An 18,289-nucleotide genomic window follows, 5' to 3' on the forward strand; every position below is an offset into this window, starting at 1 on the left:
GAAAGGTCAAATCAAATGATAGTCAATTTCAGGGTCAGGCTTCCGCAGGAGCTTCGTCCCGAAGAAACTTTGCAGTCCGAATTCCATCAGCAATACGACGCGGTCCTCGATCTATCGTCCAATCGCAACCGAACATTCTTCCAATTGCAGGAGGACATGGCCGTCGCCGCGGTCGACCATGCAGTTGTCCACGCTGAATATGAGGATGGTGACCCGGCTGACGCCCTCAACGAGGCCGTCGCGAAAATCGTGAACGACGACCCGCAGCACTTTTCCGGGTTCGGAACGATCTCGATGGAGAAGTTCAGCATCCGACGGGCCACCCAGCAGGTTGAGAAGGTCGCGTCGCTCGGCCTCTCAGGCGTCGCATTCCAGCCGTCCTTCGCCGGAATGCCAATGGACGATCGTCTTCTCTATCCCGTATACGCAAAGGCGGCCGAACTTGGTCTTCCGGTCGCGCTTCACACTGGTGTGAACTACACGACTCACAGGCCGCTCAAAAATGAGCATCCTCTGCAACTCGATCAGGTTGCCTGCGATTTCCCGGAGCTCACGCTCATTGCCTGCCACGCCGGTTGGCCCTGGGTACCAGACTTGGTTGCGGTGATGCGGAAGCACCCTTCCGTGTTCGCAGAATTCGGCGGTCTCTCTCCGAAATATGTTCTTGCCACCGGCACCGGCTGGGAGGTCATGCACCGCTTCATGAACAGTTTGCTGGCGGAACAGGTACTTTTCGGAACAGACTGGCCTGTCTTTCCAATGGACCGAGCGCTTGCAGAGTGGTCGGACGGAGACCTCAAGCCTCACGTTCTGAGAGCATTAACCGGGGGAAATGCCGAGCGGATGTTAGGCCTCGGCTAAGCCAGTCTTTTAGTTGAAGCAGCATGTCAGCAGGAGTCGTTTTTCGCGCTGGCGTGCGGTTGGCTGGCAGGGGTCTTGGTTCTACCTACTTCACTCCTTCCGCGCGACTCGAGGAAAGCCTGTCAGCACTCGCCAACACCGCGGGCGTCGTGATTGTTCTGAGTCTCCACTGAGAGTGGGCAGCGCAACCGCGGTGATATACGAGATCTACCGGAAGGTGGCAGGCGCTGACTCGCGAGATGAAATCCGCCGAACTGCAAGATCTGGTGGCGAGGGAACGCGCTGTGCAGGAAGGGATCAAGCGTCGGCCAGCTATCGGCTCATCGTCTTCGTTGAGGACCCTGTGTCGAAGAAGCCGCGAACGACGCCCGCGGGCCGACGGTAGGAACTGTTCGGACCGGCTAGGCGAGCGGACAATGCCACGTCAGGAGTTGGACAAGGTCAGTGGACTTTATGACTCGCAGGTTGGGGGTCGCTGGCTCCGGGTGATGCGAGACGAGGGCAAAGTCGAAACGATGGGCGGAGTTGCCCGCAGGGCCGACATATATTTGCTACCGCCGAACGGCGGTAGACGAAGAACTGCAGCGGGGTCAGCGAATGCTTGACGTATCCCGCGGACTGACCGTTTTATCTCGATGTCAAGAATCTTGGCGGGGAGAGATGCGGGCAGGTCGGGGGCTTTCCGACACCAAGTTGCATGGGAAAAGGCGCACCGGCAAGTAGGACGTTGGTGCATCATTTGGCGTCTGGTCCCTCGGTCATCCGTCAACCAAGATCAGGCGTTCTTCATCTCCCGAGTCACTCGTGTTGCTGCCGACCTAGTTGATCAGTGTCCCTGGTGAGATGTTCGGCTCGCGGCAATTTTGCTCGTGGCCTTTTCCTGTAGTGGTTCCTGTAGTAGTTCCTTGGTACCACGGTGAGCGTGCGAAATGCGCCACGGTAAGCGTGAGGAATGGACCACGTTCAGCGGCGAAGGCGGACCACGGTGGGCGTGGCCCGCTCACCACGATGAGCGTGGTTCATTGTCGGACGCGTCCACAGCTGCGCGCGACTCCAGACGCAGAACGTACTCCGCCTGTCGTCCGGGTCGAGGTACGTTCGTGCGTTTGATTAGCTCGGCACGAACGAGCGTGGCGACCGCCCGATCCACGGCTCTGCGAGCCGCATTTTCCTTGGCCGCTGTTGGCCACGAGCCGTCCACGGCTGGCCTCCTGTCCAGAGCTCGTGCCAGCGGCGTCCAGCCGCCCCAGTAGCGGGGCACAGGATCGGTGTCCTTGGCAGTCAGGGCCATGCGGACCAAGACGAGTCGCGCTGCATGACTGTCGAGATCAGCGTGAAGTGCCATCGCGGCTAGCGAGGCGCCCATCACTGATCACCGGGTCGCCACTGAGCGCGTCCTAGCCGATCGCGTTGATGGGTCCGGATGTTGAGTAGATACACAGCACGCTGTCCATGGCCGCCACGACGCTTGCTCGCGATGGCACCGACACCTTTAAGATCACCCACGGCGCGCGCGACATTGTGGCGCGCTTTGAGTTCCAACCTGTCGGCCTCCACCGGCCAGTCACTCGAATCTGGCATCTGGAATCCCAAGGCCTGAGCGAGCAGCTCCCAGCTACCGCTAAAGGTAGGTGCCGGCTCGTCGTCATCGGCGATCAGAGCCATCCGGACGAGCAGGATCTTCTGCCGGTGCGACAAGGCGGGATATTGGTCGTAGACGGCCTCGGCCAGATTGATACCCATCAGTGACCACTCCCGAAGGCGTGCTGTCGGCGGGAAGCCTCGGTGTGCGCGTGTCCGTCGCTGCCGGTCAGCGGTACTGATCTACGGCCAACGACGGGAGCGCAGCCGAATGACCAGCACCGGAGGTCCAAATCCCGGGCTGTACCCAAGTGGATACTCGAACGTCCCATGTCGCTGTTGCAGTCAACAAGAATCTGGGTTGGCCCCACTGGTGCACGCACGAGCGTGGGGCTCATAGTTCGCTCCTGGTGAGGTAGTTCTCCAGGGCCGAAACGCGCAGGCGCACGAGTTTGTCGCCGATGCGCAGGGCTTGGAGATCCCCACGGGCAACAAGGCGCCGCAGCGTTCTTTCGGAGACGGCGTGCTGCAGGTACTCGGCTGCTTGGGGGAACGTCAGCAGCGGATCAGGGGTGGTGGTCACGAGAGGTGTCACTTCCCGGCAGGTCACCCGGCGCGACTCCCGGTCGCTGGTGACGACCACTGTGGGGGAGCGAGCAGCGGCCAGCCGGACTTCATGTCGCCGGTCGACCGTGAGCGCACTCGCTGACGCGATGGGTGCCTACCGAGCATTGAGTCGCATCACGAATCGTGTGCGGTGCAGGTGACGCCGGGGATGGGCCAGCGTCGGGGTTGCTCAGGCAGCGAGTGCGAACACGGCCTGAGGCGGTGCGTTCGCAGTTCGTGGTTCGACCAGGGGTCGCAGGCGTGGAGGCGGATCTTCCTCGCAGTGGCGATCGATGCGTTCGAAGGCGACCTCGTGGCTGAACTGTTCGGCCCGTCGTGCGGCTCGGTTGAGGGTCGCCTCGCTCGCGATGAAGCCACGCGGGTGGTTGCGCGGATCGCGACTCGTCGACGCCAGTCCGCGCGTCTCGTGTCGCCACGTGCGCATGTCGGGCCACTGACACCGACGAGTCGGGCGCACTCGGCTGGCTTCGCTGCGATCGTCCATGCACACGTTCATGTACTGGCGGTCGCGGTAGGCGTACCGGCTCGCGGCATATACGCGCATCAGGTTGAGCACGGCACGCGCATCGGCAGCGAGCGGGTCGCCGGCCGACTCCAAATGGAGGACGTGGTCATTGAAGATGCGGCTCAGCCCGTCGATGCGTTCCCACGAGTCAATCTCGACGTTGCCGGAGTAGTCGAACCAGCGTCGAGCTGTGGGGCTCAGCGTCGGGTACAGCGCAGACAACGCATCGATGATCGGCTCAGCGAGATATTGCGCCTCGTGGGCCCTCAGGCGCTGACCCAAGGCGTTCAACTCGTTGCAGGTCATCTGCGAGGGCGTCGATGCCATGACAAATGCGGCACTGGTGCCCGCATCTGCCTGTTCGATTCCCCGCATGTGCCCATGCTGACATTCGGCTCTGACATTTCCGCAGATGCATCTGTGGTGGATCGTCATGACGGTTGGTTCGAGGTCTGGTGCAGGGAGGCGCCGGCCGGTGGCTACTGCGTGTGAGCAGATGAGGTCGCCTTGCAGCGGTGCGCGGACTCGGGTGGCCGTTGGCTGTGGGTCACGGTAGCTGTGACCTCCTTCTCTGTGTCGCCGTTCGGCGTTTGTCATGCCAGTCGCAGAACAGTGGCGTTCCCTGGCTGGTCGGCAGCGGCATAGACGTCGAGCCTTTCGGCCAGTTCACGGTCGCGGTCTGCGCTGGCGTGCTGGTATCGCATCGCGGCAGCGAACGTCGAGTGTCCGAGGCGGTGCTGCAGCTCGCGGATCGAGGCTCCTGCTCGTGCAGCGAGCGTCGCTCCGGTGTGCCGCAGGTCGTGCCAGCGCAGGTCCGGTCGGCCGACCGTACGACGGGCCCGGTCGAACATCTGCCCTCTTTGGTCGCGCGACAACGACGTGCCGTCGGCGTGTGCGAACACCAGCGCGTCGGGTCCTTCGGCGGTGTAGACCTCCATGTGATCGCTCAGCCGCTGGACCACCGAGGACGGCAACGCCACGGTGCGCAGACTGGCCACAGTCTTGGGTGAGCCGAACGTTCGGGGGTGGCCCGCAACGTCGATCAGCGCGCGCTCGACGGTGATGGTGCCGGCGTCGAGGTCGACGTGGCGCCTGGCCAACGCGAACAGCTCCCCGGCGCGCAGAGCCGACCACGCCGCAACGTCAACCGCCTCGGCGAACCTCGGTGGCATCGCTGCGCACAGGGCGCGGACCTCATCGGGGGTGGCGTGCGGGCGTTCAGCCGCGACGACCAGCCCACCTCGCTTGACCCGGCACGGATTGGCCGTGATCAGGCCGTCGTCCAGAGCAGCGTTCAGGCACGCCCGTAGGTACCGGTAGGCCTGCACCACCACAGCGGCCGGCCGCCCCGACAGGTCCGCACCAGCTGGCGATGCAGGTGCGTGAGGTGCGCCAGGGCTGTCTGCCGCCTGCCAGGCGTCCAGGAAGTTGGCGGGCAGGCGCCCTGTCTCAGCGACCTTCCAGCCGTTCGAGCGCCCCCAGGCTCGGATCGGTGCCGTGGGTTGGCGCTGTACGGCGTGACGGTGCTGGCCGTTCCTGCTGCGGTCGATGCGCTCGCGGACCTGGGTGGAGTGCGCAGCGGCGTACCACTCGCGGATCGTGGCCGGGCTCAGCGCGTTGAGGGGCTGAGCGCCGAGGTGGACACCGATCGCCTTCCCGCCGCGAGGAGCCTCAAGCATCAGCTCGCGGTCGATCCACCGCGCCAAGGCGGTGCGGTATCCCTCACGTGTGGACAGAGCCAGGTCGGTGCGCTGATCGATCCACTGAGCCATGAAGGTCGCAAGGGTGGCGCTGCCAAGATCTGGTGAGCGCCAGACTCCGCGGACGAGGTCGGCTCGCACCGTGGTCAACCAGTCGTCGGCGTGGCGCTGGGACTCAAAAGTCTGCGGGCCGCTGTGGGTGCGTCCGCGGCTGTCCTCCCAGCGCGCCTGCCACCGCCCCGAGGACAATTGTCGGACGGTGCCGAATGCTCGGCGTGGTGCCTTACGGCGCTTGTTCTGGGCGCCTTGAGAGGGCTTCGAAGTGGTGGTCATGTGGTTGGTGCTCCCGGAGAGATCCGGCACGTAAGCCGTCACTCGCCGCTCGAATTTCCATCCGGGGCGGGATACCAAACCTGCCCTGACCTGCGGTGATGCTGAGAGCGGACGACGAGACTCGAACTCGCAACATTCTGCTTGGAAGGCAGAGACTCTAGCCAATTGAGTTACGTCCGCGAAGCCTTGCGGCAACGACGAACATTCTGCCACATGCGATGTGTGGTTCACCCATCGGTGCGGGCGAGGACGTCCGCATGGCGACGGGTCTCGTCGGCGTGGAAGTGTGCAGCCTCCTGCGCCGCCCAGATGTCCCAGAACGGCGCGTAGGTCTCGCCGTCCCGGGCGAGGGCGCGTCGCTTGCGGAGCTCGGTCGGGGCGTCGACCCAGATCAGCAGGCTGAGGAACGGACGGATCACCGCAGCTCCGCTGCCCACCCCATCCAGGATCAGCACAGGTGCTGGCGGGACGTGCATGACCGGCCCGGGTCGGTCATGCGCCCAGTCCCAGCGGTGGATCGCTCCGACCGCGTCAACCGCGATGGCGTCGAGTACCGAGCGCGCGACCATCGGCGGAGTTGCGGCGAGGCCGTGCCACCCCGGGTAGACGTCATCGAGATGGAGCACCGGCGCCCCGGCCATCTCGGCGAGTTGGTCGGCCAGGCTGGTCTTGCCCGAACCGCTGGGTCCATCGACCGCGACGACCCGGGTCGAGCCGCACGCGGGCTCCCGTTGGTGGACCAGTCCGATCAGGTCGGCATACCGCTGCGAAGTCACTGGTCCAGTGTCCACTAGACTGGCGCGGCTACGGGATGTAGCGCAGCTTGGTAGCGCGCGCCGTTTGGGGCGGTGAGGTCGCAGGTTCGAATCCTGTCATCCCGACTCCTCGCGATTTGTGACGGTTTGCGCCCTGTCGGACACCGACAGCGTTGGGACCGTCACGATTCGCGAAGGGGCGGCGGGTGAGACTCCTTTGGGAGCGCCCGCGGTCTCATGAGAGACTGGTACGTCGCTGTTTCTGCCCGAGGTTTACCGGCAGCAGCGCCCACCTTCCAAGCGCCGAGATCATGCAGGAGTCAGTCACGTGAAAAGCACCACCGAGGCACTGAGCCCGACCCGGGTCAAGCTCACCATCGAGGTGCCGTTCGAGGAGTTCAAGCCCAGCCTCGATGCTGCCTACAAGACCATCGGCTCGCAGATCACGATCCCCGGCTTCCGCAAGGGCAAGGTCCCCGCGGCGATTGTCGACCAGCGTGTCGGCCGCACCGCGGTCCTCGATGAGGCCATCAACTCGGCGCTCCCCGGCTGGTACAACCAGGCCCTGCAGGACACCAAGATCCAGCCCCTGAGCCAGCCCGAGATCGATCTGGCCAAGTTCGTCGACGGCGAGCCGATCGAGGTCACCGCCGAGCTCGACGTGCGCCCCGAGCTTGATCTTCCCGACGTGTCGACGATCGAGGTGACGGTCGAGGACTCGACGGTCGCCGACGACGACATCGAGGAGCAGATCACGGCCCTGCGTGAGCGCTTCGCCACGTTCGCCGAGGTCGACCGCGCCGCCGCTGAGGGTGACTACCTGACGATCGACCTGTCCGCCGCGCAGAACGGCGAGGACATCCAGGCCGCTCAGGCCGAGGGCATGCCCTACACGATCGGCAAGGCCACGATGCTGGACGGTCTCGACGAGGCAGTCACGGGCCTCAAGGCCGGAGAGACGAAGACCTTCACGACGCAGCTTGTCGGCGGCGAGCTCGCCGGGCAGGACGTCGACGTGACCGTCACGGTCAAGGACGTCAAGGAGCAGCAGCTCCCCGAGCTCGACGAGGAGTTCGCCCAGACCGCCTCGGAGTTCGACACGATCGAAGAGCTGCGCGCCGACCTGGCCGACCGCGTCACGCGTGGCAAGCGCATGGAGCAGGCCAACGAGGCCCGCGACCTGATCCTCGACGAGATCGTCAGCCGGATCGACGCCCCACTGCCCGAGAGCCTCGTCGCCGAGGAGATCACGAGCCGTCGTGAGCAGATCGAGCAGCAGCTCGCCGCAGCCGGTGTCGAGTTCCAGACCTACCTCGACGACGAGGAGCAGACGATCGACGAGTTCGAGGCTGACCTCGAGAAGCGGGTGCGCGACTCGCTGGTCGCCCAGTTCGTGCTCGACCAGGTCGTCGCGACCGAGGAGTTCGGCATCGACGACGCCGAGCTGTCGCAGCACATCATGCGCCGCGCCCAGCAGTCCGGCGAGGACCCCAACTCGTACATCCAGCACATTATGGAGCACAACCACGTGCCCGAGATGGTGAGCGAAGTGCTGCGTGGCAAGGCGCTCGCATCGCTCGTGGAGTCGGCCAAGGTCGTCGACAAGTCCGGCAACGTGCTCGAGCTGTCCAAGCTGCAGTCCGATGGCCGCTACGCCGACGAGGTCGAGGCCACCGACGACGAGGCTCCTGCCGAGGCGTGACCGAGGACTCCCCGCGTGGGAGTTCACATTCCGTTCGGATACCGGCAGTATGGGACCCATGCCTGTCGAGCCTGCACGGACCACCGACGTGGCGGCGCTGGCTCTTGACTACGGCGACCGCCTGATCGTCGGTACGGCACGCGATCTGCACACCGCGATCTCACGGCGGGGCTTCCGGGCCACCCGGGTCGTGGGCGGTCGGCTGCCCGAGTCGCTGCACGATGCCGTCGTGACGTCGGTCTACGGGGCGATCTCGGGTGTACTGCGGGTCTCCAGCGGATCGGTGCGGGCGTTGGCGACACGTGGCATCGGCCGGCCGATCGAGCAGACCCGTCGCGGTCGACTCGTCGTCGCGGCGGTCAACGGACTGATCGGCGATGAGCTGCGCATGCTCGACGACCCCCAGGCCATCAGGATGGCCGTCCGGCACGAGGGGCAGGACGTCCCGGCTACGGCATGGCCGCTGGCCGAGGCGTTCCGTGCCGGAACGAGTCACCCCGTGGTGTTCCTGCACGGGCTGTGCGAGAACGACGAGTCGTGGTCCAACGGGGCGAAGGTGCACGGCACGACCTATCGCGAGCGGATCGTCGCCGAGACCGACGGCACGCCGGTCATGATCCGCTACAACACCGGCCTGCACATCTCCGAGAACGGCAAGCACCTGGACGCCTTGCTGCAGCAGCTCGTCGCGGCGTGGCCCGTCCCGGTCACCCGCATCACACTCGTCGGGCACTCGATGGGTGGCCTCGTCGCACGGGCCGCGACCAACCACGCCACCGCAGCCGGTCAGACCTGGCAGCACCTCGTGCGTGACGTCGTGTGTCTCGGCACACCGCACGCCGGCGCCAACCTGGAGAAGGTGGCCCACCTCGGCTCGCGTCTCCTGCGGTTCTGGCCCGAGTCAAGCCCGTTCAGCTCAATCCTGGAGACCCGCTCGGCAGGCATCGTCGACCTGCGGCATGGCTACATCACCAAGGATGAGTGGGAAGGGCAGGACCTCACCGGTCAGTGGGGTCTGGACCGGATCGCAGCTGCACCGCTGCCGCGTGCGGAATACCACTTCGTGGCAGCCACACTGGGCGCCTCGCAGCGCCACCCGCTGAGCTCGGTGCTGGGTGACCTGCTCGTGCACTTCTCCTCCGCGACAGGTGTGGGCCGGACCGGCCCGATCGTCGACGGCGCGACGTTCGAGTACCTTCCGAGCGTTCACCATTTGGCCCTGCTCAACCACCCACAGGTGGGAGACTGGCTTGTCGAGTGGCTCAATTCCCACACCCGCAACCAGCGCGCACTGCCGGCAGCACCGCAGCGCGCCTGAACCCTCGTTCGATCCGACCCCAGGAGATCCATGCCCAATCAGCTGCTCATCGCCCACAGCATCGAGATCGATGCCACGCCGGCCAAGGTCTGGTCGATCGTCTCCGACCTCAAGCGGATGGGGGAGTGGAGTCCCCAGTGCGTACGCATGAAGGTGTTCGGGGGCGAGGTCAAAGCGGGCGCCCGCACGCTCAACCTGAACCGGCAGGGCTGGAAGCGGTGGCCCACCAACGCCAAGGTCATGGACTTCGAGCCCGAGCGACTGCTGTCCTTCCGCATCCTGGAGAACCGCACCGTGTGGTCGTTCGAGCTCGAGCCGACCGAGACCGGCACCCGGCTGACCGAGAGCCGGCGGACGCCGCACGGCGTCGCCGCGGCGTCGAATGCCGCGGTCAAGGGTCTGCTGGGCGGGGTCGAGAAATTCGAGCAAGAGCTCGAGACCGGGATCGAGCAGACGTTGCAGCGCATCAAGGCCGAAGCTGAGCGGGTCTGAGGCATGGGCCAACCAGCGCTCGAGTCCTCCGTCGAGATCGCAGCCACACCTGACCAGGTCTGGGCCTCGGTCTCCGACGTCAAGGCCATGAAGCGACGCAGCCCCGAGCTCGTCGGGATGTGGCTGTTCGGCCGTCCGAAGGTGGGCCGCCGGGGGATCAACCTCAATCGCCGCAAGGGTTTCGTCTGGCCGACGACAAGCCGGATTACGCGGTGGAAGCCGCCGGCGCAGGACGACGGTCGCGGCGCGTTCACGTTCCACGTCTGGCCGACCAACGTGGACTGGTCCTACGAGACCGAGCCGACAGCCGCCGGGACGCGACTGACCGAGCGGCGCACCGCGCTGGTCGACCCTTCGCTCTCGGTCCGGTTGACCGCGAGGCTCGCCCTCGGAGGCGCGGACGGCCACGACGCCGAGATGCGCACCGGCATCGACCAGACGCTCGCGAACATCAAGGCCGAGCTCGAGCGTTGACCGAGGAGCTGCCGATCCGTCGCGTCAGCGGTCGACGAGCGTGAGCTCGAAGGCGTAGAGGTCCGGACGGTACGCGTGCCGGCCATACTCGACTGCGCGGCCCGCGTTGTCGTACGCCGTACGCTGCATCGTCAGCAGCGGGGCGCCCTTCTTCTCGCTGAGCAGGGCACCCTCCTCGACCGTTGCCCCGCGGGCGCCGATGCGCTGGCGGGCCACGCGCATCAGGATCCCGGACGCGCGGAGATGCGCGTAGAGGCCGGTCTTCTCCAGGTCGACCGCGGCCAGGTCGATGACCTCGATCGGGATGAAGTTGTGCATCAGCGCGAGTGGCTCCGCGCCGACGTAACGCAGCCGCTCGAGCGACCACACGTCGTCGCCGGTCTCGAGCTGCAGCTCGCGCGCGACATCCTCCTCGGCAGCGACCTTGCCGACCGAGATGACGTCAGTACGCGGCTTCTGACCGGCGGCGCTGAGATCGTCGTACAGGCTGGTCAGCTCGACCGAGCGACGGATCTTTCCGTGCACGACCTGCGTGCCGACACCGCGCTTGCGCACCAGCATGCCCTTGTCGACCAGCACCTGGATGGCCTGGCGCATCGTGGGCCGGGACAACCCGAGCTCCTTGGCGAGCGAGATCTCGTTGTCGATCCGCTCGCCCGGGGCGATCTTGCCGCTCAGGATCGCCTTCTCGAACTGCTCGGCGATCTGGAAGTACAGCGGGACAGGGCTGGATCTGTCGAGGGTGAACCTGGGGCCGGGCATGCGGACAATCTAGCCGCCCATGTCAGCACGTCAATATGTCAGGACAAAGGCTTGACATCGGATGTGAGGGGCGACACACTCGTGCTGATAGTTTGTCAGCACAAACCCCGAAAAGGATTGACATGACCGCGAGCGAACAGCGCCCGACCGGCCCCCGAGTAGCAGCTGCCCCCATCTCCTGGGGAGTGTGCGAGGTGCCGGGTTGGGGGCACCAGCTGCCGGCTGAGCGCGTCATGACCGAGATGGAACGCCTGGGGCTGACCGCGACCGAGTTCGGACCGGACGGATTCCTTCCGGAGGATCACGAGACGCGACGCGCCTTTCTCCAGACGTACGGGCTGCAGGCTGTCGGCGGCTTCCTCCCGGTCGTGCTGCATGATCCCTCCGCCGACCCCATGGCCGCGGTCGACTCGTTCATCGACGGCTGCCTGGCCACGGGTGCCGGGGTCGTCGTGCTGGCCGCGGCGACCGGAGTCGACGGATACGACGCTCGACCGGTCCTCGACTACGCGCAGTGGAAGAGCCTGCTGGGCAATCTCGACCGGATCGCCGACCACGCGACCGAGCGCGGCGTGCTCGCGGTGATCCACCCGCACATGGGCACGCTGGTCGAGTCGGCCGACGACGTCCAGCGCGTCGTCGACGGCGCGCACATCGGTTTCTGCATCGACACCGGACATCTGGCCGCCGCGGGAGCAGATCCCGTCGCGATCACGCTCGCCAACCTCGACCGGGTCAAGCACGTGCACCTCAAGGACGTCGACACGACGAAGGCCGCTCAGGTCGTCGCGCAGGAGATCTCGTTCTCCGACGCGGTCGCCGACGGCATGTGGCGCGTGCTCGGCACGGGCGACGTCGACATCCGCGCGATGATCACGGCGCTGCAGGGCGCGGGCTACGACGGTTGGTACGTCCTGGAGCAGGACGTCATGTTCAAGGACGGCGAACCGGAGGGCGAAGGCCCCATCGCGGACGTCCGTGCGAGTCTCGAGTACGTGAAGGCAGTGCTGGCGTGACCGATCTCGAGCTCATCACGATGGGACGCGTCGGCGTCGACATCTATCCCGAGCAGATTGGCCGCCATCTCGAGGACGTGACCTCGTTCGCCAAGTTCCTCGGCGGCAGCTCGACCAACGTGGCCGTGGCCGCGGCCCGGCTCGGTCGCCGCACCGCGACGATCACCCGCACGGGTGACGACCCGTTCGGCCGGTTCATCCACGCCGCGCTGCGTGGTTTCGGCGTCGACGACCGCTGGGTCACCCCGGTGGAAGGCCTGCCGACGCCCGTGACGTTCTGCGAGATCTTCCCGCCGGACGACTTCCCGCTGTACTTCTACCGTGAGCCCAAGGCACCCGACCTGGAGATCGACGTCGACGAGCTGGACTTCGACGCGATCCGGGCCGCCGACGTGTTCTGGGTGACGGGGACGGGCCTCTCGCAGGAGCCCAGCCGGGCTGCGCACCTGGCCGCTCTCGAGGCCCGAAGCACGGATCCGAGGGCGGGCGAGCGCATCACGGTGCTCGACCTGGACTACCGGCCGATGTTCTGGGAGTCCGCCGGGCTCGCGACCGAGCAGATGCAGGCCGCGTTGCCACATGTCACGGTTGCCGTCGGCAACCGCGAGGAGTGCGAGGTCGCAGTCGGCGAGACCGAGCCACAGGCGGCAGCCGCAGCCCTGCGCGCCACAGGCGTCGAGCTCGCGGTCGTCAAGCAGGGCCCGGCCGGTGTGCTGGGCGTGCGCGGTGACGAGTCGGTCGTCGTGCCCCCCGTCGCGGTCGACGTGGTCAACGGTCTCGGCGCAGGTGACGCCTTCGGCGGATCCCTCGTCCATGGTCTGCTGAGCGGCTGGGACCTCACGACGGTCCTGTCGTTTGCCAACGCCGCCGGCGCGTACGTCGCCGGCCAGCTCTCGTGTGCTGATGCCATGCCCACGGTCGACCAGGTCTCCGCCGTCCTGTCCCGTGGCTCCGTCGAACCCCAAGGACGTGTCCGATGATCACCGTCAACGCCGCCAGCATCGCCAAGGTCGTCCAGACCCGAGCGCTGCACCCCGAACGGATCGGCGAGCTCGCTGCCCGGCGGCAGCAGCCCCATGGTCTGGTGGGGCAGACCGGCCGGCTCCTGCTGGTCGCGGCCGACCACCCTGCCCGCGGTGCGCTGCGCGCCGGTGACAACCCCGTCGCGATGGGCGACCGGGCCGAGCTGCTCGCCCGCATGGTCCGGGCGCTCGACCGGCCCGGGGTCGACGGGGTCCTCGGCACCGCCGACATCATCGAGGACCTGTTGCTTCTCGGTGCGTTGGAGGGCAAGGTCGTGATCGGCTCGATGAACCGGGGTGGCCTGGCCGGCACGGTCTTCGAGATCGACGACCGCTTCACCGGATACGACGCCCCCGCCATCGCGGCGGCGGGCTACCAAGGGGGCAAGATGCTGTTCCGCATCGACCCCCAGGACCCGTCCACCGTCGCCACGATGCAGTCGTGCGCGCAGGCGGTCGACCAGCTCGCTGCCCACTCGATCATGGCGATGGTCGAGCCGTTCATCTCCCGGCGCGACGAATCCGGGCGGATCCGCAACGACCTGACGACCGAAGCGGTCATCCGCTCGGCGACGGTGTCGGCCGGTCTCGCCTCGACGTCGGCGTACACGTGGCTCAAGCTGCCTGTCGTGGACAACATGGAAGCCGTGCTGGCCGCGACGACGCTGCCCGTCGTCCTGCTCGGCGGCGAGGTGGCACCTGACCAGGGCGCCCAGTTCGCGGCCTGGTCGAAGGCACTGGCGAGTCCCAGCGTGCGCGGCATGGTGGTCGGCCGGACGCTGCTGTTCCCTCCCGACGGCGACGTCGAGTCCGCCGTCGACGCAACCGTGGAGTTGATGACGGCGTGAGCCAGGTCGTGCGCGCGGGAGAGGCCGCGGTCGAGCCGTTCGCCCTCGAGATCACCCCGAGGTCCGCCGGCTGGGGCTACAGCGGCCTGCGGGTCCTGGAGCTGGCGCCGGGTCAGAGCGAGACGTTCGGCACGGATGACTCCGAGCACGTCGTGGTGTCGCTGGCCGGCTCGGCCGACGTGACCGTCGACGGTCACACCTATGCACTGGAGGGCCGCAGCAGTGTCTTCGCCGGCCCCAGCGACGCGGTCTATGCGCCGCGCGATGCCGAGCTCTCGGTCGCCAGCGAGCAGGGCGGTCGATTCGCGCTGGCCTCGGCCCGCTGCGAACGGCGACTGCCGGCGGCGTACCTGCCGAAGGCCGAGGTGCCGGTCGAGATGCGCGGCGCCGGCCAGTCGAGCCGCCAGGTCAACAACTTCGGCATCCCCGGGGTGCTCGACGCCGACCGGCTGATCGCCTGCGAGGTGCTGACGCCGGGTGGCAACTGGTCGTCGTGGCCGCCGCACAAGCACGACGAGGAACGCGACGGCGAGACCGCGCTCGAGGAGATCTACTACTTCGAGGTCGCCGACGGTCCGAACGGTCCGGGGATCGGCTTCCAGCGGGTCTACGGCCACGATCATGCCGACATCGACGTGACCGCCGAGATCCGCTCCGGCGACGTCGTGCTGATCCCGCACGGCTGGCACGGTCCGTCGATCGCGGCGCCCGGCTATGACCTGTACTACCTCAATGTCATGGCCGGACCCGGCGCGGAGCGCGCCTGGCTGATCTGCGACGACCCGGCCCACACGTGGGTCCGCGACACATGGGCCGACCAGGCCATCGACCCCCGGCTGCCGTTCCCAGCCGCTGCGGAAGGAGATCGCCGATGACGATACGTCTGACCGTCGCCCAGGCCGTCGTCCGCTTCCTCGAGGCCCAGCACGTCGAGCGCGACGGCGTCGAGAACGCCTTCTTCGCGGGCTGCTGGGGCATCTTCGGCCACGGCAACGTCGCGGGTGTCGGTCAGGCGCTCCTGGAGCGCGAGCTGTCTGGCGAACCCTCCCACCTGCGCTATCACCAGGGTCGCAACGAGCAGGCCATGGTCCACGCGGCAGTCGCCTACGCCCGTCAGCGTGACCGGCTCGCCGCGATGGCTGTGACGGCCTCGGTCGGGCCCGGTGCCACCAACATGATCACCGGCGCGGCGCTGGCGACGATCAACCGGCTCCCGGTCCTGCTGCTGCCCGGCGATACGTTCGCGACCAAGGCCGCCAACCCGGTGCTGCAGGAGCTCGAAGACCCGGCCAACGGTGACATCTCGGTCAACGACGCTTTCCGGCCCGTCTCGGCCTACTTCGACCGGGTCCACCGCCCCGAGCAGCTGGCCCCCGCGCTGCTGCACGCCATGCGGGTGCTGACCGATCCCGCGGCGACCGGAGCCGTGACCCTCGCGCTGCCGCAGGACGTGCAGGCCGAGGCTTGGGACTGGCCCGACGAGCTGTTCTCCCGTCGGGTCTGGCACGTCGCGCGCCCGGTGCCGGAGCCGGCCGCCCTCGACCGAGCGGTCGCCGCGATCCGTGCTGCGAAGCGCCCGCTGGTCGTCGCCGGCGGCGGTGTCACGTACAGCAGGGCCAATGACGCACTACGTGCGTTCGCCGAGGCGACGGGCGTCCCGGTGGCCGAGACCCAGGCCGGCAAGGGCGCACTTGCGTTCGACCACCCGCAGTCAGTCGGCGCGATCGGGGCCACCGGCACGACCGCCGCCAACGCGTTGGCCGCCGAGGCCGATCTGGTCATCGGTGTGGGCACGCGCTACAGCGACTTCACGACCGCGTCCCGCACAGTCTTCGCGGCCGACGACGTGCGCTTCGTCAATCTCAACGTGTCGACGTTCGACTCGCACAAGCTCGCTGCGACGGCGTTGGTCGCCGACGCCCGCGAGGGCCTGGACGCCCTCGCCGCGGCGCTGCAGGGATGGAGGACCGATTCGGTGTACACGGACCGGGCCTCCCGGCTGGCCGCCGAGTGGGATGCGATCGTCCAGCAGGCGTACGACCGCGACGCCCAGCCGCTGCCGGCGCAGTCGGCCGTGATCGGTGCGGTCAACCAGCTGTCCGACCCGCGTGACGTCGTGCTGTGCGCCGCCGGATCCATGCCGGGGGACCTGCACAAGCTGTGGCGCACCCGCGATCGCAAGGGCTATCACGTCGAGTACGGGTTCTCCTGCATGGGCTACGAGATCGCCGGCGGGCTCGGCGTCAAGATGGCGGCGCTCGACGAGTCGGACCCCCGCGACGTGTTCGTGATGGTCGGCGACGGTTCCTACCTGATGATGAACACCGAGCTCGTGACCGCGGTCGCCGAGGGCATCAAGATCATCGTGGTGCTCGTGCAGAACCACGGATTCGCCTCGATCGGTGCGCTCTCGGAGTCGCTGGGCTCGCAGCGTTTCGGTACGCAGTACCGCTACCGCACCGACACCGGGATCGACGGCGACCGGCTGCCGGTAGACCTTGCTGCCAACGCGGCCAGCCTCGGCGCGGACGTCCTGTCGGTCACCAGCATCGATGACTTCCGCACCGCTGTCGGCCAGGCCAAGGCGTCGACCCGTACCACCGTGATCCACATCGAGACCGATCCCACGATCCCGGCGCCCGACAGCCCCGCGTGGTGGGACGTGCCCGTCGCCGAGACCTCGGTCCTGGCCTCGACGCAGGGCGCCCGCACGACGTACGACGAGCACAAGACCCATCAGCGCACGCACCTCGCACCACCGAATGAGAAGAAGGACAACGCATGACGACGTATGACCACTGGATTGCCGGCTCGAGCTCGGCCGGCGAGAGCGACCGCTTCGCCGATGTCTTCGACCCCGCTGCGGGCACCCCGCAGTCACAGGTACGACTCGCCACGGCCGGAGACATCGACGCCGCCGTGCAGGCTGCGGCCACGGCCTTCGAGACCTGGAGCGAGACGTCGGTGACGGCCCGCTCGCGGATCATGTTCGACTTCCGCCAGCTGCTCGTCGAGCACGAGGACGAGCTCGCGGCGGTCATCTCCTCCGAGCACGGCAAGACGCTCGAGGACGCGCGTGGTGAGGTCGTGCGCGGACGTGAGGTCGTGGAGTTCGCTGCCGGTATCCCGCAGCTGCTCAAGGGCGAGTTCAACGACCAGGTGTCCGGCGGCATCGACTCGCACACGTTCCGCCAGGCCATCGGCGTCGTCGCCGGCATCACGCCGTTCAACTTTCCGATCATGGTGCCGATGTGGATGCACCCCGTCGCGATCGCGTGCGGCAACTCGTTCATCCTCAAGCCGTCCGAGCGCGATCCGGGTGCATCCGACCTGGTGGCGCGGCTCTACCAGCAGGCCGGCCTGCCCGACGGCGTCTTCAACGTCGTGCACGGCGACAAGGTCGCGGTCGACGCAATCCTGGAGCACCCCGGCATTGCCGCGGTGTCATTCGTCGGCTCGACGCCGATCGCGAAGTACGTCCACGAGGGCGCGAGTCGCACCGGCAAACGGGTGCAGGCGCTCGGAGGGGCCAAGAACCACGCCGTGGTCATGCCGGACGCCAACCTGGACTTCGCCGCCGATCACATCGTCGCGGCGGGCTACGGTTCTGCCGGCCAGCGCTGCATGGCGATCAGCGCCGTTGTGGCGGTCGGACCGGCCGCCGACACGCTGGTCGACAAGATCCGCGAGCGGTCGACAGGCCTCAAGGTCAGCGTCGGCACGGACCCGGACGCCGAGATGGGCCCGGTCGTGACCGCCGCGTCCCGCGACCGCATCGTCGACTACATCGGCCAGGGCGAGGACGCTGGCGCCAAGGTCGTCGTGGACGGCCGCGGCCTGGTCGTCGAGGGCCACGAGTCGGGCTTCTTCGTCGGCCCGACGCTGCTGGACCAAGTCACCACCGACATGTCGGTCTACACCGACGAGATCTTCGGACCCGTGCTGACTGTGCTCCGGGTTCCGACGCTGGACGCCGCGATCGACCTGATCAACGCCAACCCCTATGGCAACGGCACAGCGGTGTTCACTTCCTCGGGCGAAGTGGCACGATCCTTCCAGCGGAGGGTCCACGTGGGCATGATCGGCATCAACGTGCCGGTTCCCGTGCCGATGGCCTTCCACTCCTTCGGAGGCTGGAAGGACTCACTGTTCGGCGACCACCACATCCATGGTCCCGAAGGGGTGAGGTTCTACACCCAGGCCAAGGTGGTCACCACCCGGTGGCCGCACGTCAGCGAGGAGTCCCTCGCCCAGCTGAACTTCCCGACGGCGCAATGACGTCGGGTCCCCACG

General features: G+C 67.2%; 17 protein-coding genes and 2 tRNA genes. 12 read left to right on the forward strand and 7 right to left on the reverse strand.

Going from position 1 to position 18,289, the window contains the following annotated elements; genetic code table 11:
• Positions 1 to 15: 15 nt before the first annotated feature.
• Positions 16 to 861 (forward strand): amidohydrolase family protein, encoded by an 846-nt coding sequence (locus tag C6I20_RS04045; RefSeq protein ID WP_118394789.1) that lies wholly within the window; start codon positions 16 to 18, stop codon positions 859 to 861.
• Positions 862 to 2,226: 1,365 nt separating this feature from the next.
• Here the strand turns inward: C6I20_RS04045 and C6I20_RS17015 are convergent.
• The 6 genes from C6I20_RS17015 to C6I20_RS04075 all read right to left on the reverse strand — a co-directional run bounded on the left by C6I20_RS17015 (position 2,227) and on the right by C6I20_RS04075 (position 6,383).
• On the reverse strand, positions 2,227 to 2,604 hold the full coding sequence (locus C6I20_RS17015; protein WP_162891104.1) for a hypothetical protein: 378 nt from the start codon (positions 2,602 to 2,604) through the stop codon (positions 2,227 to 2,229).
• A 232-nt stretch (positions 2,605 to 2,836) separates the two neighbouring features.
• Complete coding sequence (locus tag C6I20_RS04055) at positions 2,837 to 3,085, reverse strand: helix-turn-helix domain-containing protein (RefSeq protein WP_162891105.1); 249 nt, start codon at positions 3,083 to 3,085, stop codon at positions 2,837 to 2,839.
• 153 nt (positions 3,086 to 3,238) lie between these two features.
• Positions 3,239 to 3,949, reverse strand: a complete 711-nt coding sequence (locus C6I20_RS04060) for a hypothetical protein (RefSeq protein ID WP_118394792.1) — start codon at positions 3,947 to 3,949, stop codon at positions 3,239 to 3,241.
• Positions 3,950 to 4,167: 218 nt separating this feature from the next.
• The gene (locus C6I20_RS04065; RefSeq protein WP_162891106.1) at positions 4,168 to 5,607 is read right to left on the reverse strand and encodes a histone-like nucleoid-structuring protein Lsr2; all 1,440 of its coding nucleotides are present in this window, start codon (positions 5,605 to 5,607) and stop codon (positions 4,168 to 4,170) included.
• A 106-nt stretch (positions 5,608 to 5,713) separates the two neighbouring features.
• A tRNA-Gly gene (locus C6I20_RS04070) sits at positions 5,714 to 5,787 on the reverse strand.
• 47 nt (positions 5,788 to 5,834) lie between these two features.
• Positions 5,835 to 6,383 carry a (d)CMP kinase gene (locus C6I20_RS04075; protein ID WP_254052245.1) on the reverse strand — a complete coding sequence of 183 codons (549 nt, stop codon included), beginning with the start codon at positions 6,381 to 6,383 and terminating at the stop codon, positions 5,835 to 5,837.
• Positions 6,384 to 6,414: 31 nt separating this feature from the next.
• Here C6I20_RS04075 and C6I20_RS04080 point away from each other — a divergent pair.
• The 5 genes from C6I20_RS04080 (at position 6,415) to C6I20_RS04100 (ending at position 10,348) form a co-directional block, all read left to right on the forward strand.
• A tRNA-Pro gene (locus C6I20_RS04080) sits at positions 6,415 to 6,488 on the forward strand.
• 202 nt (positions 6,489 to 6,690) lie between these two features.
• Positions 6,691 to 8,064 carry a trigger factor gene (gene tig, locus C6I20_RS04085; protein WP_118394794.1) on the forward strand — a complete coding sequence of 458 codons (1,374 nt, stop codon included), beginning with the start codon at positions 6,691 to 6,693 and terminating at the stop codon, positions 8,062 to 8,064.
• A 58-nt stretch (positions 8,065 to 8,122) separates the two neighbouring features.
• Positions 8,123 to 9,382 (forward strand): triacylglycerol lipase, encoded by a 1,260-nt coding sequence (locus tag C6I20_RS04090; RefSeq protein WP_162891107.1) that lies wholly within the window; start codon positions 8,123 to 8,125, stop codon positions 9,380 to 9,382.
• 30 nt (positions 9,383 to 9,412) lie between these two features.
• A complete protein-coding gene (locus C6I20_RS04095) occupies positions 9,413 to 9,874 on the forward strand; it encodes an SRPBCC family protein (protein WP_118394796.1) in 462 nt (153 codons plus the stop codon).
• 3 nt (positions 9,875 to 9,877) lie between these two features.
• Positions 9,878 to 10,348: an SRPBCC family protein gene (locus C6I20_RS04100; RefSeq protein WP_118394797.1), complete on the forward strand. Its 471-nt coding sequence runs from the start codon at positions 9,878 to 9,880 to the stop codon at positions 10,346 to 10,348.
• 24 nt (positions 10,349 to 10,372) lie between these two features.
• Here the strand turns inward: C6I20_RS04100 and C6I20_RS04105 are convergent, their stop codons facing one another.
• Positions 10,373 to 11,110 (reverse strand): GntR family transcriptional regulator, encoded by a 738-nt coding sequence (locus tag C6I20_RS04105; protein ID WP_118394798.1) that lies wholly within the window; start codon positions 11,108 to 11,110, stop codon positions 10,373 to 10,375.
• A 122-nt stretch (positions 11,111 to 11,232) separates the two neighbouring features.
• Here C6I20_RS04105 and C6I20_RS04110 point away from each other — a divergent pair, with 122 nt between their 5' ends.
• Genes C6I20_RS04110 through C6I20_RS04135 form a run of 6 tightly spaced genes read left to right on the forward strand, consistent with a single transcriptional unit; the run spans position 11,233 to position 18,274 of the window.
• A complete protein-coding gene (locus C6I20_RS04110; RefSeq protein ID WP_118394799.1) occupies positions 11,233 to 12,126 on the forward strand; it encodes a TIM barrel protein in 894 nt (297 codons plus the stop codon).
• Entirely contained in the window at positions 12,123 to 13,106 is a 984-nt protein-coding gene (gene iolC / locus C6I20_RS04115) for a 5-dehydro-2-deoxygluconokinase (protein WP_256372163.1), read from the forward strand. Before C6I20_RS04110 ends, iolC begins: the two co-directional genes overlap by 4 nt.
• On the forward strand, positions 13,103 to 13,996 hold the full coding sequence (locus C6I20_RS04120; RefSeq protein WP_118394800.1) for an aldolase: 894 nt from the start codon (positions 13,103 to 13,105) through the stop codon (positions 13,994 to 13,996). Before iolC ends, C6I20_RS04120 begins: the two co-directional genes overlap by 4 nt.
• Complete coding sequence (gene iolB / locus C6I20_RS04125) at positions 13,993 to 14,871, forward strand: 5-deoxy-glucuronate isomerase (protein WP_118394801.1); 879 nt, start codon at positions 13,993 to 13,995, stop codon at positions 14,869 to 14,871. The genes C6I20_RS04120 and iolB overlap by 4 nt, the downstream gene beginning before the upstream one ends.
• The gene (iolD, locus tag C6I20_RS04130; RefSeq protein WP_118394802.1) at positions 14,868 to 16,781 is read left to right on the forward strand and encodes a 3D-(3,5/4)-trihydroxycyclohexane-1,2-dione acylhydrolase (decyclizing); all 1,914 of its coding nucleotides are present in this window, start codon (positions 14,868 to 14,870) and stop codon (positions 16,779 to 16,781) included. The genes iolB and iolD overlap by 4 nt, the downstream gene beginning before the upstream one ends.
• A complete protein-coding gene (locus tag C6I20_RS04135) occupies positions 16,778 to 18,274 on the forward strand; it encodes a CoA-acylating methylmalonate-semialdehyde dehydrogenase (RefSeq protein ID WP_118394803.1) in 1,497 nt (498 codons plus the stop codon). The genes iolD and C6I20_RS04135 overlap by 4 nt, the downstream gene beginning before the upstream one ends.
• Positions 18,275 to 18,289: the final 15 nt, after the last annotated feature.

The sequence above is a fragment of the Aeromicrobium sp. A1-2 genome, assembly GCF_003443875.1.
Taxonomy (GTDB): domain Bacteria; phylum Actinomycetota; class Actinomycetes; order Propionibacteriales; family Nocardioidaceae; genus Aeromicrobium.

What these genes read in the sequence shown, in the direction of transcription:
- C6I20_RS04045 (WP_118394789.1), top strand. Translation starts at nt 16, where the DNA reads ATGATAGTCAATTTCAGGGTCAGGCTTCCGCAGGAGCTTCGTCCCGAA.
- C6I20_RS17015 (WP_162891104.1), bottom strand. Translation starts at nt 2,604, where the DNA reads ATGGGTATCAATCTGGCCGAGGCCGTCTACGACCAATATCCCGCCTTG.
- C6I20_RS04060 (WP_118394792.1), bottom strand. Translation starts at nt 3,949, where the DNA reads ATGCGGGGAATCGAACAGGCAGATGCGGGCACCAGTGCCGCATTTGTC.
- C6I20_RS04065 (WP_162891106.1), bottom strand. Translation starts at nt 5,607, where the DNA reads ATGACCACCACTTCGAAGCCCTCTCAAGGCGCCCAGAACAAGCGCCGT.
- C6I20_RS04090 (WP_162891107.1), top strand. Translation starts at nt 8,123, where the DNA reads ATGCCTGTCGAGCCTGCACGGACCACCGACGTGGCGGCGCTGGCTCTT.
- C6I20_RS04095 (WP_118394796.1), top strand. Translation starts at nt 9,413, where the DNA reads ATGCCCAATCAGCTGCTCATCGCCCACAGCATCGAGATCGATGCCACG.
- C6I20_RS04100 (WP_118394797.1), top strand. Translation starts at nt 9,878, where the DNA reads ATGGGCCAACCAGCGCTCGAGTCCTCCGTCGAGATCGCAGCCACACCT.
- C6I20_RS04105 (WP_118394798.1), bottom strand. Translation starts at nt 11,110, where the DNA reads ATGCCCGGCCCCAGGTTCACCCTCGACAGATCCAGCCCTGTCCCGCTG.
- C6I20_RS04110 (WP_118394799.1), top strand. Translation starts at nt 11,233, where the DNA reads ATGACCGCGAGCGAACAGCGCCCGACCGGCCCCCGAGTAGCAGCTGCC.
- C6I20_RS04120 (WP_118394800.1), top strand. Translation starts at nt 13,103, where the DNA reads ATGATCACCGTCAACGCCGCCAGCATCGCCAAGGTCGTCCAGACCCGA.
- iolD (WP_118394802.1), top strand. Translation starts at nt 14,868, where the DNA reads ATGACGATACGTCTGACCGTCGCCCAGGCCGTCGTCCGCTTCCTCGAG.
- C6I20_RS04135 (WP_118394803.1), top strand. Translation starts at nt 16,778, where the DNA reads ATGACGACGTATGACCACTGGATTGCCGGCTCGAGCTCGGCCGGCGAG.